The sequence below is a fragment of the Marinifilum caeruleilacunae genome (assembly GCF_013141825.1).
Classification (GTDB): Bacteria; Bacteroidota; Bacteroidia; order Bacteroidales; family Marinifilaceae; genus Marinifilum; species Marinifilum caeruleilacunae.
In genome coordinates this window covers 35347-56630 of the sequence record NZ_RZNH01000022.1, presented here as the reverse complement: position 1 = coordinate 56630, position 21284 = coordinate 35347, and the positions used below count along the sequence as shown (strand labels likewise).

At 37.8% G+C, this 21284-nt stretch carries 11 protein-coding genes; 2 read left to right on the top strand and 9 right to left on the bottom strand.

What is annotated here, in order from left to right; translation table 11 throughout:
- Positions 1–129: 129 nt before the first annotated feature.
- From ELS83_RS13365 to ELS83_RS13345, 5 genes are all read right to left on the bottom strand, one after another.
- The gene (locus ELS83_RS13365) at positions 130–2424 is read right to left on the bottom strand and encodes a GH92 family glycosyl hydrolase (RefSeq protein ID WP_171596058.1); all 2295 of its coding nucleotides are present in this window, start codon (positions 2422–2424) and stop codon (positions 130–132) included.
- A gap of 78 nt (positions 2425–2502) precedes the next feature.
- Positions 2503–4779 (bottom strand): GH92 family glycosyl hydrolase, encoded by a 2277-nt coding sequence (locus ELS83_RS13360; protein WP_171596057.1) that lies wholly within the window; start codon positions 4777–4779, stop codon positions 2503–2505.
- A gap of 213 nt (positions 4780–4992) precedes the next feature.
- Complete coding sequence (locus ELS83_RS13355; protein WP_171596056.1) at positions 4993–6858, bottom strand: LamG domain-containing protein; 1866 nt, start codon at positions 6856–6858, stop codon at positions 4993–4995.
- A gap of 21 nt (positions 6859–6879) precedes the next feature.
- Positions 6880–8442, bottom strand: a complete 1563-nt coding sequence (locus ELS83_RS13350) for a SusD/RagB family nutrient-binding outer membrane lipoprotein (protein WP_171596055.1) — start codon at positions 8440–8442, stop codon at positions 6880–6882.
- An 18-nt stretch (positions 8443–8460) separates the two neighbouring features.
- The gene (locus tag ELS83_RS13345; RefSeq protein ID WP_171596054.1) at positions 8461–11619 is read right to left on the bottom strand and encodes a SusC/RagA family TonB-linked outer membrane protein; all 3159 of its coding nucleotides are present in this window, start codon (positions 11617–11619) and stop codon (positions 8461–8463) included.
- 431 nt (positions 11620–12050) lie between these two features.
- Between ELS83_RS13345 and ELS83_RS13340 the strand changes: the two genes are divergently transcribed.
- Positions 12051–14588, top strand: a complete 2538-nt coding sequence (locus ELS83_RS13340; protein WP_171596053.1) for a Kelch repeat-containing protein — start codon at positions 12051–12053, stop codon at positions 14586–14588.
- 127 nt (positions 14589–14715) lie between these two features.
- Here the strand turns inward: ELS83_RS13340 and ELS83_RS13335 are convergent, their stop codons facing one another.
- Genes ELS83_RS13335 through ELS83_RS13325 form a run of 3 tightly spaced genes read right to left on the bottom strand, consistent with a single transcriptional unit; the run spans position 14716 to position 18000 of the window.
- A complete protein-coding gene (locus ELS83_RS13335; protein ID WP_171596052.1) occupies positions 14716–15813 on the bottom strand; it encodes an ROK family protein in 1098 nt (365 codons plus the stop codon).
- Between the two features lie 20 nt (positions 15814–15833).
- On the bottom strand, positions 15834–16991 hold the full coding sequence (locus tag ELS83_RS13330; protein WP_171596051.1) for an MFS transporter: 1158 nt from the start codon (positions 16989–16991) through the stop codon (positions 15834–15836).
- Positions 16992–17001: 10 nt separating this feature from the next.
- Positions 17002–18000: a LacI family DNA-binding transcriptional regulator gene (locus ELS83_RS13325; RefSeq protein ID WP_171596050.1), complete on the bottom strand. Its 999-nt coding sequence runs from the start codon at positions 17998–18000 to the stop codon at positions 17002–17004.
- 213 nt (positions 18001–18213) lie between these two features.
- Here ELS83_RS13325 and proC point away from each other — a divergent pair, with 213 nt between their 5' ends.
- Positions 18214–19011 carry a pyrroline-5-carboxylate reductase gene (gene proC / locus ELS83_RS13320; protein WP_171596049.1) on the top strand — a complete coding sequence of 266 codons (798 nt, stop codon included), beginning with the start codon at positions 18214–18216 and terminating at the stop codon, positions 19009–19011.
- 56 nt (positions 19012–19067) lie between these two features.
- Here proC and ELS83_RS13315 read toward each other — a convergent pair whose 3' ends face one another.
- Positions 19068–21152, bottom strand: coding sequence for a PKD domain-containing protein (locus ELS83_RS13315; RefSeq protein ID WP_171596048.1), 2085 nt, complete (start codon positions 21150–21152; stop codon positions 19068–19070).
- Positions 21153–21284: the final 132 nt, after the last annotated feature.

Sequence of the window (21284 nt, the reverse complement as noted above, 5' to 3'; positions counted from 1 at the left end):
ATTTTGTATTCTCTCCATTCTCAATTTCGAATATTTTATAAAGCAAAGGCTCACAATTCATAAATTGCAAGCCTTTCGCTACTACCCTTTTATTTCACTAATCATATCAGAAATATTATTTCTAATTCTTTATTTACTCATTGAGTATGGATATGCTTCGGCTTTGCTGCCTCGCTCTATATTAGGATGAGCCGACATTTCAAAATTCAATTCCCCTCCTTTTTGAATGTCGCCATGTTTAATGTAGTTGAAATTGTATGTTTTACCATTTAAGCTTACATCTTTTACAAATACATTTTCCTTAGAGTTTCCTGTGCTCGAAATGACAAACTCTTTTCCATTTTCGAGCTGTAATGTTACTTTATCGAAAATTGGAGAACCCAAGACATATTCATCGGTTCCCGGACATACTGGATAGAATCCCATAGAACTGAACACATACCAGGCTGAAGTTTGTCCATTGTCTTCGTCGCCGCAGTAGCCATCGGCTTGTGGAGTATAGAGCTGATCCATTACTTCGCGAACACGGCTTTGGGTTTTCCATGGCTGACCTGCATAATTGTACAGGTAAATCATATGCTGAATTGGCTGATTACCATGCGCATAATTACCCATATTCACAATTTGCATTTCACGTATTTCATGTATGGTAAATCCATAGTAAGAATCATCAAATTCAGGTGGCATTTCAAATACACCGTCCAAAGTTGAGATGAACTGATCTTCCCCACCCATTAAATCGATTAAGCCATTGATATCCTGGAATACAGACCATGTGTAATGCAGGCTGTTTCCTTCTGTAAATGCATCGCCCCATTTTAAAGGGTTGAAAGGCGATTGGAAGCTTCCATCTTCATTTTTACCTCGCATCAATCCGCTTTCCTTATCGAAAACATTCTTAAAGTTCTGAGCTCTTTTTGCAAACAAGTCGATTTCTTCTTGCGGACGGCCTAATTCCTGGGCCAGTTTCCATACACAAAAATCAGCGTAAGCGTACTCTAATGTTCTTGCTGTATTTTCATGAATACCAACATTGTAAGGCACATAGCCTAACTTGTTGTAATATTCTGCACCATATCTACCTACCGATGTTACCGCTTTGTTATAGCCATTGGTATTTTTAATGATGGCTTCATAAAGGGTTTCGATATCGTATCCTTTGATCCCTTTTAGGTAAGCATCAGCAATTAATGATGCCGAATTTGAACCAATCATACAGCCACGGTGTCCCGGACTTGCCCATTCTGGCAACCATCCACTTTCTTTGTAGGTATTTACAAGGCCTTCCATGATTTGAGAATTCAATTCAGGATACATGACTGTAAAAAATGGAAATACCGCCCGGAACGTATCCCAAAAGCCATTATCTGTAAACATGTAGCCGGGCAGTATCTCTCCATTGTAAGGACTGTAATGAATTACTTCATTTTTATCGTTTAGTTCATAAAACTTGCGAGGGAATAGTAAAACTCTGTACAAGCAAGAGTAAAATGTTTCCAATTGATCATCGGTTCCACCTTCTACTTTAATTCTTGCAAACTCCTTTTCCCAGGCCAGTTTTGCTTCTTTTTTAATCTGATTGTAATCTTTATTTCCAATTTCTCTTGAAAGGTTCAGTTGAGCTTGCTCTTTACTGATGAAAGATGATGCCACTTTTACATGCACCTGTTCTCCCTTTTTGGTTTTAAATCCGATAACAGCGCCAACATGCTCGCCTGTTGCACTTTTCGATTTTTGGTTTAACTGATCACCGTTCCAGGTGTGAACAATTTCAAAATCCTTATCGAATTCGGCTACAAAATAATTGTGGAAATTCTCTGGCACACCACCACTATTATTTCTGCAGTAACCAATAATTTTGCGTTCTTCAGGAATAATTTTCACCTCCGAACCTTCGTTGTAAGCATCCAAGAGGATGTATGAATTGTCGTTTTCAGGAAATGTAAAACGAAACATGGCAGCACGCTCTGTTGGTGTTACCTCTGTTTTCACATCATAATCGGCCAGGTACACTTCATAAGCATATGGTTTTGCATCTTCAGCTTTGTGCGAGAACCAGGAGGCACGCTCATCTTCGTTAAACTTTAGATCTCCTGTTACAGCCATGAAAGAAAATGCTGCATAATCGTTAATCCACGGACTTGGTTGATGAGTTTGCTTAATGCCTCGTATTTTTTTTGCATCATAAGCATAGGTCCAACCATTTCCCATATTGCCGGTTTGGGGTGTCCAAAAGTTCATTCCCCAAGGCACTGCAATTGCAGGGTAAGTGTTACCGTTGGAAAGTGCGTGTTCCGAATCGGTTCCCATTAATGGATTGACCATATCAACACTGGAAGTCATTCTGGTTTTCACTACCTCTTTCTCTCCTGCACAGGAAACCAGGAATGCCATTAGAATTAATAGAATATTCGCTTTCTTCATTTTTGTAATTTAGTAATCAAAGCTTTTGGCCTGATAAATTTTATAATTGTAATCGGTCAAATTAGTAGGGCATACATTTTAGTATACCATCGATTTTGGTCTGTCCTCAGGTTTTGCACCAAATTGTTTGTTTGGTTCAGCGCCCATTTCAAATAGCAACTCACCACCCATCATGATGTCTTTGTGGGTAATAAAAGATTTGCTATAATCCTGACCATTTAATTTTACTGATTGAATATAAATATTCTCTTTGTTATTATTAATTGTTTTGATTGTAAACTTTTTACCTTCTCCCAAATCGATACTAACCTGGTCGAATAAAGGACGACCAAATACATAAGCTCCGTTAGATGGGTTTACCGGGTAGAAGCCCATTGATGACATGACATACCAGGCAGACATCTGTCCACAGTCTTCGTTACCACAAAGGCCATCAGGCTGGTCTGTATACAGTTCGTTTAAGATGTAATCAACTTTGTCGGCAGTTTTATATTGCTCGCCTGCATAAGCGTACATGTAGGTAACATGGTGACTAGGTTCGTTACCATGAGCATATTGTCCAATCAGGCCAGTAATATCCGCGGAAGCGCCTTCTTCCAGCTCGGAAGAGATAGAAAACAGACTATCCAATTTGGCAACAAATGGCTTATCTCCACCTAACAATTGAATCAATCCTTCGGGATCCTGAGGCACCAACCAAAGGTATTGCCATGCATTTCCTTCGCAATAATCGTTCACACGGTGCTGAGCCGAAACTGGATCGAAAGGAGTACGCCAGCTACCATCTTTCATGCGACCTTTCATAAATCGGTCTTTTGGGTCGAAGTACTTTTCGTATGCTTTTGCTCTTTCTGTAAAATACTTTGCATCTTCCGATTTGCCTAATGCTTGGGCCATTTGAGCAATTCCCCAATCGCTAATTGCATATTCCATCGCACTTGCTACCGATTCATGCATCATATCGCAAGGAATGTAACCATACTTTTGCAACTCTTTCACGCCTGGCTCAAAATCGCCCATTGCTGTTGTCTTTACAGCTTCGTATGCAAGCTCTACATCAAATCCTTTAAAACCTTTCAAGTAGGCATCTACAACTACCGGAACCGCGCTATAACCAACCATTGTATTGGTTTCGTTACCACGCAAATGCCATACAGGAAGTTTTCCTTGTTGCTGATAAATTTCCAACATTGAATTGATCATATCAGGTACTCTTTCTGGCTGCGTAATGGTATAAAGCGGATGTGCTGTTCGATAGGTATCCCAAAGAGAGAACAGTGTATAATTTGTTCTGTTTTTATTGTTGTAAACCTCTTTATCAGTGCCTCGATAATCTCCATTTACATCGTCGAAAATGTTTGGAGCAATTAAAGTGTGATACATGGCTGTGTAGAAAACTCGCTTGGCTTCCTCATCTTTGGTCTCGATTTGAATTTTTTCGAGTTCTTTGTTCCACTTTGCTTTATTTGATGCCAGTATTTCACTGAAATTCCAGGCTGGCATTTCGGTTTTAATATTTAGCAATGCATTCTCCATACTTACAGGCGACATTCCAAATTTAACCTGAACCTTCTCGAAAGATTTAGTTGAGAACTGAAGAAATGCTTTTATGGCTTTTCCTTTACCAGCATCGCCTTTTAATTTTTTGTCTCCATCGTAAACCAATACCTCGTTTATTGGTTTTGATAATACCATGGCAAAATATTCACGTTGATCGGCGGCCCATCCTTTCGAAAAACGATATCCAGCTACAATGGTATCGTTCACTTTATGGAAGAACGTCTCAGTAGCCTGGTCGCCATTTCCTTCTTTTAAATCGATAATCAACCTGGATTCATCTGATTTCGGATAGCTAATCTGATGCATGGCAACACGCTCTGTTGTTGTCATTTCAACATCTACATTATAGGTATCCAAATGTACTTTATAATATCCGGCTTCGGCCTTTTCGGTATCATGGCTATAGTAAGAAGCATAGCCTTCTTCGGGATTTTCCTGTGAACCAGGATTTACTTTTAGTTCGCCAACTGCTGGCATAATTAAGAATTCGCCCAAATCGGTACAACCTGTTCCACTTAAATGCAAATGCGAAAATCCTTTGATAATGCTGTCGGAATAATGGTAAGATGAACACCAATCCCAGCCTTTGTGAAAGTTACTTGGTCCTGCCTGAACTGCACCAAAAGGTACACTGGCTCCAACAAACACATGGCCATGTCCGCCCGACCCTATGTATGGATCGACATATTGAGTTAAGCTATTATCGTTATTGTTTCCACCTGATAATTGGCAGGAAGCAAATACTCCTAACAGCAACGATAATCCTAGTGTTTTGATTGATTTTAATTTTTGCATTTGGTTCTACTGTATGGTTTAGTAATAAGGTTGATATATAATAAGCTTAATGCTTCGGTATTTCTTTTTTGTACACCTTTTGAGAAAAGGCTATAAAACAATCCTTCCTTTTTTAGGTAGAAGCTAACCTGTAACTTTATGATTAATTTACACTTGTTAAATTGGGAATAGGAGCTACCAAAAGGCAGCTCCTATTTGATTTGTATTTAGTTCTTAGTCTTCAACAACATTCCAAGAGATTCCTCTCATGTGTGCCTGGTAAGTTCCAGTTTCGTCTGCAAACTTCACCCCTTTTACTCTATCAAGTGGTAAGTACACATTCAAACCTGCTTCGCTACCAGCAATATCGGCATCAAGATCAGCTTCATCACGAGCAACATCCCATAAGCGGAAGTCTTTGATGTAACCATCCATTTTACCCCAGCCATTACCTAGCCACATTTCACCCCAGCCAGATACATTTGGAGCACCTATATCTTCCTGAACACCTTTTGCTACACCATCAACATAAATTGTTGTTGTTCTTGCAGCATCGTCGTGAACGATAGCAACATGTTGCCAGATACCCGACTTAATAGACTGAGCCTCGGCTCTAGGACCTTGCCAGCCGTTACCTGCATTGGTAAAGTTCCAAAGACGACCAGTATTCAATACATTTTCCTCGGTCAATTCAGTATATCCGTATACCCAGATACCATATTCACCATTGTTAAAGAATTCACCTGTACCGTATCCGAAGAAGCTCTTCACTTTTACGTTAAACTCTACAGTATAATCGCCCTGAGGAGTATAGTTAGGAGTAATTCTTAAACCAATAGCTGAAGCTACATCTCTGTCAACAAGAATACCATCAGAATCAGCTACCAACATAGAGTTGATTACCTCGATTGCAGCCACTAAAGCATCAGCTTTATCATCCAATGCAGATTGACGACCTTCGTTCGCAAGAGCATCATTCGCATCAGCAAGTAACTCATCAATGTAAGCAATAGTACCAGCAGGATAATCACCATCCTGATCACCTTCTACAATTGTCGCTTTGAAATCTGTTAATTCCTGAATCGCTTCCTGAAGTTTTGCTTTATCTAAAACAATTACCGGAGGTTCAGCAACCCACTCTACTTTCCCTTTAATGCTAGCAGTATAGTTCCCGCTTACATCGCTAAATTCAGATCCAAGATCAGATCCCAATGGGAAGTAACAAACAAGTCCTGATTCTGTTCCTTCGAATGAAGCAGTTCTGTTTGCATTAATGGTTGATTCATCCAATACCGAATTCCAAACTCTGAAGTCTTTCACTAAGGTATTACATACACGATCGGTCCAGGTTGGGCTGTTACCGATAACGAAAGGAGCATCAGCAGCCAAAAGGTGTGTGTTATCAACTTCTGCCACTTTTGCACCGTTTATAAACAGTTCGTGGTGAGTTCCATCGCTGGTCATAGTAACATCCATCCATTCTCCAGACTTCATTGTACCAGGTCCAGCCTGATCACCTGAATCTACCCAATTACTATTTCCTGTTACGATCTGGATTTTACCATCGCTAAAGTATCTTGCAGCGAAACCACTATCAGGACCCATTTGCTCAGCAGCAAATAAGTTGTTTGAATAGCCTTTTGTGTTTAGATCAACAATGTAACACTTCAATTCAATTGTCCATGCTCCACCCAATACAGTTTTGATATTATCAGAAATCTGTATGTAGGTATCATTTTCCTGCTGAATCCAAGGCATAGCAACTGCTACAACATTTGCTTTATAGATATCGATATAACGCTGTAATTTCACTGCTGCATCAGAAATATCAGCCTGAGCTTCGGCATTATCTATTTTCCAACGAACCCAATCAATTACAGATTGCAATTCGGCTTTTGAGCCTGGTTTTTGATCACCTGCATTAATTCCTTCTTCTGTTGTCTCAATAAGAGTTTCAGCCTCGGTAATTAATGTTTCCAGAGAAGCAGTATCGAAAGTGCCTCCTTTATTGTCGTCATCATCACAAGCTGCGAAGGTAAATACCATCAAAAAGGCAGCTAGGTAAGACCACAATTTTATATTTAATTTAAATGATTTCATTCTTCTAAAAGATTTAGGTTATTACAAATTGCTATTCATTAAACCACTACCATCTTTATCTTTGGTATTAGCGGTATCCCACCACACTTTAGTATCCATTCTGTCTGTATCTAAAGTGTTTAGAGAAGAAGGCATATTTGCTTCATTTTGCAGGTGCTCATTGTCTGGGTAACGTACACGTTTCACCCATGTTCCAGATGCAACTGATGAACTACCACTTACACCATCGTGTGGCAATGTAATGTCAGGATAATCTGTTCTTCTGAAATCAGCCCATGCTTCAACACCATTCGGGAAGTTAGCAATCCACTTCTGTGTAATCAATTGCTTAAGATCGCCTTCGGTAGCACCAGAAAGTGTTGGCAAACCTGCGATATAATCGCTTGCGTCACCTGAATCAACACCTACATAATCCATAGATGCCTGTACACCTTCCAGGTACAATGCATTTGCATCACCTGAAACCCAACCTCTCATAGCAGCCTCTGCTTCAAGGAATTTAACTTCTGAGTAGAACATTACAGGGCAATACATCTTATCATTAGCACCATCTCCAACAAAGTCGATGTAACCACCTTCAAGGTTAATTGTTGCATAGTTTTCGTCTGCATCCGAAGGAACAAGATTGTATCCATTCTCAATTCCATAATAACGATCGAAACCTGCATCTTCCTTAGTAGTTGGTGCTCCTTCTACCTGGTAAGCAAACCATTTTGGAGCTCTTGGATCTTCGCCCACACTTGATTGATTGTATAAATAATCAGACATAGTTTTAGACATACGAATGTTATTCCAGTTCCACGCCATTTGGTGCAAATAATCGTACCACCCCTGGCTCCACATTGGAACTTTAACTACATCAGCATTGCTTGCCAATAATCCTCCAGGACCACTTACTGCTGCTTGTGCTTCAGCAGCTGCTTTAGTTGGATCAATATTTGCAATTCTCATTGCTAAACGCAAACGCAAAGAGTTACCAAACTTTTGCCATTGCATTGCATCACCATCATAAATCAGATCGTAACCATCGTTATACTCATACTGATCTGCATTTCCTGTAATGGCATTAACTGCTTTGTCTAATCTTGCAAATAAATCTGTATAAATATCTGCTTGTGAGTGGTAAGGAACAGCTTCGGTTCTACCTGCTCCAAAATAAGGAACATCACCATATGTATCTGTAATTCTTGACCACCAGTAACACATCCAAATTTCTTTGATTGCAATAGCGTCAACATATGAAGGATCTTCTCCATATAAATCTTGAATAGAATTCGCTCTACGTAAATCTTTTGTATAGTGCTCGTTCCACTGATTTCCAATCCATCCATCTACATATTCATAACGTGGTGAAGCAAAACCAGAAACGGTATTCGCCCAATACTGAGAATATAAATCAGGATAAAGGTTTACATTACGTTGATAGTTGTCAAACACCGCCTGAACCAATGGATTAAATAAAAACTTAGGTTCTACTGAGGTGGTCGCATCAGAAGGAGTGTTGATATCTCCAAAATCATCGGAGCAACTACTGCCCAGGATAATTAATCCTAATGCGAATAATATTATATTAATTTTTTTCATAACAAATTTCTTTATCTATTAAAATCCAACATTAAGCGAGAATCCATATGTTCTGGTAGCTGGTACCGGAGAGAAATCATACGCTTGTGCAGCATAATCAGTGCTATAAGCACTTGCATCCGGTGCTGTACCTGGAGTATCTTTATAGAAATAGAATAAGTTTCTACCTACTACTGAAACACGAGCAGATTTGATTGGATTATGAGGAATTTTACTCAAAATTGACTTTGGAATGTTATAACCAATAGCTAATTCTTTCAATTTCATGTGAGATGCATCGTAGATGAATTCTTCATCAACTTTTGACAATTGTCTCCAATATTCCTCAGCCGAAATGATTACGTTGTTTGGTCCACCATCCATAGCAACACCATCAACAAAGAAAGCCATACGGTCATTTTCTAATGTTCTTTCGGCTGTACCTGCACTCACTGCGCTTCTTTCCGATGAAGAAAGAATATCTCCACCCTCTTGAATAGAAACTAAGGCAGACATGTACAATCCTTTATAATCAACGCTTAGGTTAATCGATCCGGTCCAGTCTGGTTGCAGATTACCAATTACGTGATCATCACCTTGTTCTGTAGTCATTAAACCATTTTCGTCGATAATGATATCACCATTTTCGTTACGAGCATAGATACTACCAACAATTTGACCAAGGTCTTGATTCAAGTACGAGTAAACGCCCATACCATGTGGAACACGTGGCACACTACCGGCAAGTTTTTCTAAGGTACCTTTGTTCTTAGCAAAGTTAAAATCAAGTCCAACAGTTAAATCATTTGTTTTAACAGGTACAGTTGAAACCATTACCTCAAAACCTTTATTCAAAACTTCACCAATATTCGATAGCACTTCAGAATATCCTGTACTTTGAACAGCTTCCAGGTACCCAATTTGATTCTTTGTTTTTTCGTTATAGTAGGTAAAATCAACACCTAATCTATTTTGGAACATTCTCAAATCGAATCCAATCTCGTATGAATCAGACAACTCTGGATCCAAACCATCCTGAACCCCTTGATAAGGTACATTACCTGTAGACAGGTTATAGTTCCAACTACCAATATTAAATGCCTGGCCAGCTGCCAAGTGCGGATCTGTTGCTTTACCTAATCTTGCCCATGAAGTTCTTACTTTTGCGAAGGATACCCAATCAGGCAGATCAACCATTTCAGAAACCAAAGCACTCAAACTTACAGAAGGATAAAAATAGGAGTTATCCATATCAACTGTCTGTGAAGTCAAAGTAGAAGACCAGTCGTTACGAGCCGTAAAATCAAGGAACAACATGTTCTTATATCCTACTTGTCCAAAACCATATACCGAGCGAACTTCTTTTTCTGTAATGCTTTCAGCAGACTGAATATTTGAACCAGCTCCCAGGAAGAAATCATTCTCAGAAGTCAAGCGACCCGATGTAGAAGACAATTGCTTCATTCTGCTCTTCATGCTATTGGCACCAAAGTTCAAACCAATTGTGAAATCTTCATTAAGATCTTTGTTATAGCTTAACAAGAATTCGTAATTCTCTTCCTTAAAGTTCGATTGTAAAGGATTATAATTTGGACGACTAGAATCTACATTATCAGCAAATAAATAACCTTCAAGTGCTTCGAAACTGTAGCTATCCATACCGTATTTAAATTTTGCCTTTAAATCGGATGTTATTTTTACATTCGCTGCGATATAACCGAAGGTTCTGTTTCTTTCATCCTTGTTGGTTGTTTGCGCCTGAAGAAAATAAGGGTTTCTATAATTTGCATTTGCAGTTGTATACAATTTTTCAACATGCTGTCCACCAAGAATTTCATAACCTGGAGCCAAATCCTGGTTGCGAATATTCATTGGCATGGTATTGAAGTATGAAACATATGAATAGTTTCCAATTTCAGGACGTTCCTTACCTTTTGTGTTGAAGAAAGATACCTTAGCATCAACATTTAACCAATTGTTGATATCATAGTCAGCTCTTAAATCAAAAGTTACTTTTTCAACTTTATGGTCTTCGTAAATTCCATTAAGGATATCTTTTCCTAAAGAAACTCTATAAGTACCTTTATCATTTCCACCAGTGAACGCCAAACTGTGTTTTTGGTTGGTTCCTGTTCTTGTGAAATCTTTTAAGCGATCTTTTTGTAATTCATATGGAATGGTTTCGCCAGTCCATGACTCTAACATCTGACCTGTCATTTCTGGTCCCCATGAAGCTGTTGCATTCTTATCATATACTCCATTGTTACCTTGACCATATTTGTCCTGAAGATCTAACATGTAAGCTGCTTCAGAAATGGTATAACCACCAGAATAAGTAATACCAAGACCTTTACCTCTTGTTCCTTTTTTAGTAGTAACCAAAACAACACCATTACCACCACGCTCACCGTAAAGAGCAGCAGCATTAGGACCTTTCAGGATTGAAACTGATTCAATATCTTCCGGGTTCAAATCGAAAGCACCACCTGCACGAGACGTACCGCCCCAAACACTACCATCGCGGCCGCTTCCATTACTAAATGGCACACCATCAACAACCCATAATGGCTCATCGTTACCAAGTAATGAACTGGAACCACGGATATCGATTCTTGATGTACCACCTACACCACCACCAGATTGACTAATCTGCACACCGGCAACCTTGCCTTGTAATGAACTTACAAGATCAGAATTACCTGTTTGGGTTAACTCATCTGCTTTTACATCCTGAACGGCATAACCAAGAGCTTTCTTTTCTCTTTTAATACCTAAGGCAGTAACAACAACTTCGTCTACTTGTAAAGCATCAGCTGCCATCACTACATCAATTACTGTTTGAGAACCTACAGTAATTTCCTGAGTTGTCATTCCGACAAAACTAAATACCAATACTCCCGATTCATCAGCAGCAATTTCGTATTTACCATCAACATCGGTTACCGTACCAACAGTTGTACCTTTTACAACAACAGATACACCTGGCAGTGACATTCCAGACTCTTCAGTTACCGTACCTGTTACAGATTTCTGTACAGCTACTGCTGAATTGTCTTCAGATAGACTGTTAACGTTTGCATTTGCAGCAAAAGGCGAACTTAATACTGCAACAAGCAAGGCTAAACTACTAATCTTCCTTCCAAAACTTAATGGGTTAGTTAAGATGGAATGAAGATTACTTAAATAGCATTTCTTCATAGTTAGTAAATATTAATTATACAATGAACAAAAAAATCATGTGAATTTTTTCTGAAACCAATATTAGCGCAATCGTATTAATTCACGATTAATATTGAATTAATCGCCTCGCGAAATGCATTAACCTTGCTGTATTTGCTTGTTTTTAGGGAGTTTGGGAGAATTAATCTGTTTTTTATAATCATCGCATTTTAGAAGAGGATTTCGTGCTATTACCCGATGCGAAGCTTTAGTTTGGTAATATCATACAAATCTTTTAAAATTTCGTAAAAGTTAGTGACATTTTTTCAAGTGTAATTATCCAAAAAGCCTTATAAATTGGCACTTTTAATACTATTTTATAGCATCTTTCTTCTTAGTCTTAATAGATTTAAATATCTTTGGTACTCACACACGACGTTTTAATTATTAACCAAGCCTCTCATTAAATTATGCGATTAATAAATTGCTTAATTCTCTTACTATTTTTTGTACCTGATCTGATGGCAGATCATGGCATATACTTTAAGTCCAACGAAGTAACCAAGGAGAATAGGACTGGTATAGATATTACCCACAATGGCAACATATCCTATATCACCGATTTTACGATTCACTTTAAGCTATCATTTCGTGAATCGGAAACCCACTATGGTGAAATCTTATCCTTAAAAGAAAATCAAAGCAAAAATTTAATACAGGTTACCTATCGCAAACCAGATATTTTTGTCATTCATAACAAGCGCACAACGAAATTTCATCTTAACCTGGAGGATGAAAAAATCAAAAACAACAGATGGATTGATTTTGAGATACATATAGATGCGGTTAATGATAAAATTAATCTCTTATTTGAAGATAAAAAATTAGAATCGGACATCAGTTTTCCTCAAAATTCGGACTTTGCACTATCGCTTGGTGTTGTCAATAAATATGGATTTTTTATCGATGAAGTTCCATCCATATCCGTAAAGGATATTAGTGTAAGAATTGATGGAGCACCAAGACATCTTTGGCCTCTAAAAAAGACAAACAACTCATTGGTGAAGGATGTACTCTCGAGCAAGTCGGCCAAGGTATTTAATCCTGACTGGGTTGTGGATTACCATAACGAATGGGTAAAAATCAAATCTTTAAATTTCCCAACACTTCCCTCTTTGCTCTACGACAAAGAAAAAGAGCTAATCAATTTCATTTTCATGGATGGAAGTATTCAATCGTTCAATCCATTAAACAAAACCCTATCGAAACTGAAGGAAGAAGTAAAGGGTTTTCCATGTTTCGAAAAGGCGCAGCAAATTATTTATGACAAGAATGGAAATATCAGCACCTACAGTTTCAACAAAAATTTGATATCTACTCTGGATACAAACACTAATACCTGGAGTCGAAATGTTGAATCTTCGGTTCATGATGCTCCAAGATTTTGGCATCACAACAAATTATTACATCCCGAAACCGGCAAAATTACTACCATTGGTGGATATGGATATTATTCTTATTTCAATGATATCCTGTCGTTTGACACTGAGCAAAACAGCTGGAATAAAATTGAATTTTCTGGCGACACCATTCAGCCCAGGTATCTTGCATCTCTTGGAAAATCGGAAAAAAACCCAAATACAGTTTTCCTATTTGGGGGATTGGGTAACTCTATGGGGAAGCAAATTTTAGGCAAGGAATTCTATTACGATTTGTACAAAATTGATTTCGAGAAGAAAAAAATTAAGCACCTGTGGGATTACGAGTGTGACGAACAATTCCAGTTCCTGCCAATAAATAGCATGAAGCTCAATGCAAGCGACAGTAGCTTCTACACATTAATGTTTCCATCGACTAAACAAAATACCTATCTAAGAGCAATTAAAGGATTTGTTCACGAACCAAGAATTGTTTTTATTGGCGACAGCATACCATACAATTTTCTTGATATTGAGTCCTTTGCCGATCTATATTACTGGAACAGTGAAAATAAGTTGATTGCCATCACTTCTCATCAAACTGAAGATGAGACCCATGAGGTAAATATCTACACCATAAGTTACGAACCAGGAAATAAAGATGACTTTAACATTAACGGTGTTGGCCTACCAATGCCGGTCAAAATTTTCTATACCATACTGGCTGTTGTTCTTGTCCTTTTTGTCGCTTTAATTGTGAGAAAAATCCGTAAGGAAAAAGAGAAGAAAAACAAAAGTGAGTATAAAGTATATACATCACCAGATATTTTTGAAGCTCCAATATCAGATTACGAAATACCAAAAAACAATGCCATTATCATGTTTGGTGGTTTCCAGGTGTTTGATGAGAAAGCAAAAGATATCACTTATCGATTTAGCCCCACACTTAAGGAATTGTTCCTGCTTATTCTTTTGAATACTATTAACGAAGGAAAAGGAATCTCTTCCAAGAGAATTCAGGAATATTTGTGGCCCGATAAATCGGAAAGTAAAGCCAAAAACAACCGTGGTGTTAATATTAAAAAACTACGCGGTATTCTTGAAGATTTACCTGGAACCGAGATTATTTTCGACAACAATTACTGGAAAATTACACTTCCTGAAAATATTTTCTGTGATCTTGACTATGTGCAGAAAGGAATCAAATCCATTCGTGAACAAGGAAAAATTGAAAACCTTGCAGAAATAATTATTATCCTTCAGCGTGGTGCCATGCTAAGAGATATTTTTCCAGAATGGCTGGATTCATTTAAAGATTTTAACACAGGCATGATTGTTGGTACTCTGGAAGAAATCATTAAAGATTCTAAAACCGATAAAGTCATCGCCCTGGCAATTTCAAATGTAATATTTGAATTTGACCAAATGAACGAAACTGCCTTAAAAACTAAATGTTGCCTGCTCGCTACTCAAGGCAAACACAGTCTGGCAATCGAAACATTTGAGCATTACAGGAAACTGTATTTAAAATTCTACAACGAAGAGTATCAATATTCCTTTAAGGATATTGTGAGTAAGGAAATATCGTAGCAAATAAAAATCCCTGATGCAGTTGAACTACATCAGGGATTTTTTTTTAACTAACTTTTAAACTTGCATCTTTTGATAAATCCGGAAAGAGTTGCCGAAGCTCCTCGATCCGGATATCACACTACTACTACAAATTCTTTAATGCGAATGCATAAGCTCCAATTCCAATGGCTTTACTTGCCCCAAGTTTACTAGAGCACACAGCCAAACGAGGGTTTGGATCATATTTTATTGTCTTTTCTGTACCAGGAATTTTAATATCTGTTGAGTGATCTGCCGCAAACTCTGCAAATTCATCCTCATTATCGATATTGTAGACTTTCTGAACCAACCTTGGTAAAGATTCCCCATTTGAGGTAAAACACTTGCCATTCATTTCTTCCAATGCGGCAGGCATATACAAATCGTGCGCTCCTGTTAAGCCACCACCAATTACAGCAATACCATCGGTAATTGTAAGCAAATTGGCCAAACTATCTCCCAGGCATTTACCAAATATTCTGAACGATTCCAGTGCAGCATCTTTATCTGCATGCGTCTCATCCATAGCTACATCGTACACATCTTTTGGCATTAATTCCTTGCTATATTCTCCTTTTGCTCTTGATAGAAATTCGCGCTGAATTGCTCGCGTACTAATACCCTCTTCTGCAAAACGTTCTGGAAATGTACGACTGGTTGTTAACCAAACTTCTGTGGCAATGGAGTTGTCACCAATCAACAATTCATCATTGTGTACCAATCCACCACCGAATCCGGTTCCTAAGGTTACACCAATTAAATTTTTATATCTTTTAGGGCTTCCTGCCTTCACCAAATTGCTATTGATTTCAGGTAAAACACCTCCAAGTGCTTCACCATAGGCAAAAAGATCACCATCGTTATTAATAAACACAGGAATATTGAACTTTTCCTGCAACATAGGACCTAAGGCTACACCACCTCTAAAAGCAGATAAATTAGGCAAATCGCCAATGATTCCATTTTTGTAATCTGCCGGTCCAGGAAATGCAAAACTAATGGCAACCGGAGCTTCATTCAATTGTCCCAACACTTCCTGAAAGCCATCAACAATGGTCTTCAAGCACAAATCAAGTTGATCTGCATTGGAAGGCTTACGAATTGGTTCAACAATCTCTTCCCCACTTTTCATTGCCGAAAACACAAAGTTTGTACCTCCTGCATCAAGAGTCATTACAACTCTTTCATCTCTCCAAATATTCATTTTACTCTACTCTTTATCGATTATTTTTTATCTGTCTTTGCAAAAAGATTACCCAGGTACAAGAAGTATAGCAAGCATACCAACAGTACAATTACACCACCAATTTGACTTCCTACTGCATCTGAAACAACTCCAAGGAATAGTGCAATTGCACCACCCGATACACCCATAATCATTAAACCTGATACTTCGTTTGCTCTTTCTGGTTGTCTTTTAAGTGCATATGAGAAAATAATTGAGAATAAGTTAGCACAAGCAAAACCTACGATAAAAATAAATACCGATAGCAATATAAGATTACTTACCACCAACATACCAATAAACCCAAGGATTCCAAGAATTACACTGTAAATAAAAATTTTACCAGGAGCATATTTTGCCAGGATAATTGCACCTAAGAATGTTCCTACTGTACGGGCAACAAAGTAAAGACTGATTCCTAAAGCCGCCTGGTCCAAAGGAATGCTGCATCTTTCCATTAAATATTTAGGAATGGTTACATTTAAACCAACGTCGATACCTACAACTAAAAGAATACCAATAAAAAAGGCAAGTATATATTTATCTTTTAACAAGCTAAAACAACCAATAACCGATACATTCTTCTCTTCCTGCTCCTCTTTATCGATTGAGGTCATCCACAACCATAAAGTTGAAATTAAAGTGATTCCAGCATAAAGAGGAAAGATCAATTTCCAATTGCCCAGACTACCAGCTGCAAAACCAGCAATAATAGGTCCTAAGAAAGCAGCAATTGCTTTTACAAATTGTCCCAAAGTTAAGCTGCTGGCTAATTTTTCTCCCGAAACTACATTGGTTAGCAGAGGATTTAAAGCCACCTGAATAATGGTATTCCCAATACCCAAAAGTGCAAAAGCCACAAGAATTACGGCAAAATTATACGAAATTAATGGTACAAGCATTGCAAGAAAAGTAACAGCCATACTCAGTAAAACCGTATTTTTTCTACCAATTTTATTCATCAATAAGCCAGTAGGTACCGAAAAAACAAGGAACCACGCAAATACCATAACAGGCAAAATATTCGCCAATGTATCGCTTAACTGAAAATCAGATTTCACATAATTGGTTGCAATACCAACAACATCAACAAATCCCATGATAAAAAACCCGAACATTACGGGTAGGATTTTCGCAATTGAAGATTTTTCTTTCATAAATAATTAATTATAATCGTTCTATTAATTTAGGTTCTAATACAATTCTTTTGCTCACTCTTTCAGTTGATTGCATCACTTCATGCAAGATATCAACAAGATGATTTGCAATGCTATCTATTGGCTGAGCAATTGAATTGACCTTCGGATTTGAGTAATCGAATAAATCCAGGTTATCAAAACTGACAAACCTTACTGAATCGATTTTATCTTTGTGATTGATATTCATTGCCCAAAGTGCCAGTGCAGTAATCTGGTTATTGGTAAACACAACGGCATCAACATCCTTATCCATTAAATAATTCAACTCCTCTTGCGTACTCTCTTTAATCCTGCTGTTATCAACAATTCGCATAAGATCTTCGTCGACATTTAGCTGGTTCTCAACCAGAGATTCACGATATCCGTCTATCCTTAACTTTAAGGAATAAATATTTGGTGTTATAGATAAAAGCCCAATTTTCTTTGCTCCTTTATTTATAGCAGTATTTACTGCCTCCTTCATGGCATTTTTATTCTCAACCAAAATGTAATTGCCAATAAAATCAGGATGTTCCCGATCGAAAAACACCATTGGAAATCGTTGAGCCGATAAAGTTTTAAGCATCCCCAAATTTTCAAAAGTGGAGGCTAAAATCAAACCATCAACCTGTCGGTTTACAAACATATTTAGCAGTGCATCCTCCTTCTCTTGCTTCTCGTCGGTGCTGCCAATAAGAAGGTGATATCCTTTATCAGCCAATACATCTTCTATTAATCGTCCAATTTTTGCATAAAATGGATTCGAAATATCAGGAACCAAATACCCAATGGTATGCGTTGTGCCTTTCTTCAAACTTTTTGCAATTTGGTTGGGCTGATAATTTACTTCACGCACGTAGGCAAGAATTTTTTCCTGGGTTTTCTTACTGATATTTTTTTCATCACCCTTATTATTCAAAACAAATGAAACTGTTGTTTTGGATAGGCCAAGCTCTTGTGCTATATCTTTAATTGATTTCTTTTTCAAAGGTTTTCGCTTTTACTAAATCGGTTTACTAAATCGATTTATCAAAAGTATGACATTTTTTTTAAGAATAAAAATAATTTTAAGAAAGCATCAGGTTTGAGTTCATTCGCAGACATATTTTCCTTGGGTATAAGCTTCTCTAACTCAGGTAAAATTGTACATTTGTATGTAAGCTAAAAGCATACTCACACCTTTTACCCTAGTACGATAAAGATGAAAAACGAAAAAATTTGTGTTATTGGATGTGGTAATTTGGGAAAATCAATTGCCAAAGGTTTGTTGGAACATGAAAGTTTTAACTCCGAAAACCTTATTGCAACCCGAAGAAAACTGCATGTAATTGAAGATTTAAAGAAATTGGGTGCCGAAATTACTTCAGACAACCTTTATGCAGTGCAACAATCCAACATTATACTCCTTGCAGTAAAGCCCTATAATGTCGGCAAAATTATCAGGGAAATTAAACCTGAAATAAAGGAGGGCAAACATACTTTGGTTTCTTTGGCCACAGGCTTAGGCACAACAGAAATATCAGAAATGTTGGATCATAAAATCCCTGTTTTTCGTGCCATGCCAAATATTGCTGCAGATATTCGAGAATCGGTAACATGTATTTGTGGCAGAAACTCCAATGAAAATCAGACCGAAAAAGTAAAATTCATATTTGATGCAGTTGGTGAAAGCCTTATTATCAATGAAGAATTGATGGAAGCTGCAACCATTTTAGGAGCTTGCGGAATTGCTTTTGTTTTCAGATTTATACGTGCCATGATACAAGGTGGTATACAGATTGGCTTTGACGCCAATACTGCGAATCAAATTGTATCGCAAACTGTAAAAGGTGCAGCAGAAATGCTTCAGAAAAACAGCAATCATCCAGAATCGGAAATCGATAAAGTAACCACGCCCAAGGGTTGTACCATTGTTGGATTGAATGAAATGGAACACCAGGGCTTTTCCTCTTCGCTAATAAGAGGAATTGTTACCTCATTTGAAAAAATTGAGAAATAATAAATAACATGAGCTTGATGTAAAATAAGCCATTCTTTACATGAATGGCTTTAGTTTTATTCTACCAGAAGTAGCTTTCTTGTTAATACCTCCCCATCAACATTCATTCGAAGGATATAAACTCCGCCGGAAAGTCCGTTAAGGTTGAACTCTAAAATGTTGGTAAATTCCGAAACCAGTCCATTTTTAACTTCCGCGCCCTGAGTGGAAAATACACTCCAACTCAATTCACTAAACACGATTTTACTTAAATCGATACTAAACTTACCATTTGATGGATTCGGATAGATCTTTAATTGATCGTTATAGGAGGTTTTTATCTCTTTGTTCAAGCTAACCGAACCACAAATATTACTTGCATTTAAACTGATTGTGTAGGTGCCCGAATTTGAATAAGAGTGCACTGGGTTAGCCTCTTCAGAGGTTCCGCCATCACCAAAGTTCCAACTATACGAAGTAGCATCGATGCTGGCATTCACCAAATTAACTGACAGTTTATTAAGTTGGTAATCAAAATCAACTATTGGTAAATCCATCACCAAAACATTTTTTACAATACTGTCCTTCACTCCATCTTTTTCAACAATTAGCTTGATCTCTTTCATTCCGGTAGTACTATAATTTACGGTATGTGGTCCTTTAGTATTAGCGTTTTGCGGACTTGCTCCATCACCAAAATGCCATTCAAAAGAGTCTGGATCGCCACTCGAAAAATCGGTAACACTAATCGAAGAAGAATGACAAATGGTATCGGCCGACAAATTAAAGCTGGCCAGAAAACCTCCATATGGATCAAATCCATCAAGAGTTTCTACTCCCAGGCCCAAAGGATCGAGCCAAAATTTCAATTGCTCATTACTGTTTGGGTAATTTTCCCAGCTCGATGAAAACTTTGCGTAGTAATCGTTCACTGAATTGCTACAACTTGCGTCTCCACCTGTTAAGTCACCTATAATTCTATGGTTCTCATCAAAAAGTGGTGATCCAGATGAACCTCCCTCGGTTGTACCCACTTCCCAATCCAGAATTTGCCAGCTTGTATTATCATCAAAAGTATAACGAGCATCAGAATAAGTTGCTGTAACAGGAGAGTCGTTATCGATGGATATTTTCTTTGCATCTCCGCTAGGGTGATGTATACTGGTTGTATTTGCCGGAATTCGACCTGATCTGTCCCAGCCAGCGTAATAAGGCGTATACGAAGCTGGAGGTACTACAGAAAGTTCAAGCAGACTAAAATCCAAATTAGAAGTTGTTGCACGCAGGGTTGAGCCTGAGATTGACTGAGAACGTTCAGCATCTTCAAACATACATCCCGAATTTTCGTAGTTAAAATAGAAAATGGCTATATCAGCATTCTCCTGCTCATGAATTACGTGATAAGCCGTTAAAAGGTAAGGCGTACCATCTTGCCTGGTATTGTTGATTAATGCTCCCGATGCAATCCAGCCATTGTATAAAATGTGACAAACCGATTTCTTCTCTGTCTGCCAATCATTCCCTTCCGGACAATTGATATCTACATTACACGAACCCGAAGCTTTAACCGATGATTCTCCTTTTAGTAAATTAAAGATGTTCTTGTAATCGTGCAAAATGCTTTCAATTCTCAATTCGGCACTAAAACCCACGTTTTTAGGTTCAATGTATTCAATTACCAATTCATCCCCTTGTAACGGTTCAATAGAAAATCTTCCTGATTTCTTGTTATTCTCGTGAGTATATGCTCCTAAAACCCGATTCGACTGACTATTGTAAACAAACAATTGCCCTCCTTCAGGAAGTTTAAACTTTGAGAATATCAAGCCCAATGAAAAGGCATTTTCCGATTTTACAGATAACCTCCAAACCTTTCTCCCATCTTTCAATATTTCCCAAATACCATGCTCAGAGCTATTGTAATTCACCTTGTAAGCATGGGCATATTGGGCATTCTTAAGCCTAATTCCCTGACTAGTACTTGTTGCAATGGTGTTTTTATATAAAAGTTCAAAATTTGGCAATTGCAAAGAAACCAATTGATTTTTTGATCCACCATATTTGAAGATAGGCTCTCCACCATGAGAAATTTGTGCTTTTAATGCACCCGAGAGAATAATAAGACTTAACAAAAGTCCTGATCTGAAAATTTTAAACGTCATGAGATTTTTTCTATAGATTCCCAAAAATAACAATAAAGCTGATAATGTCAATCCGCAAAGCCATTGTAATACCCTAAATTAGAAAGCATCAGAATTGTCAATCTAAATATTTAACAATCCAGAACGGGAAGT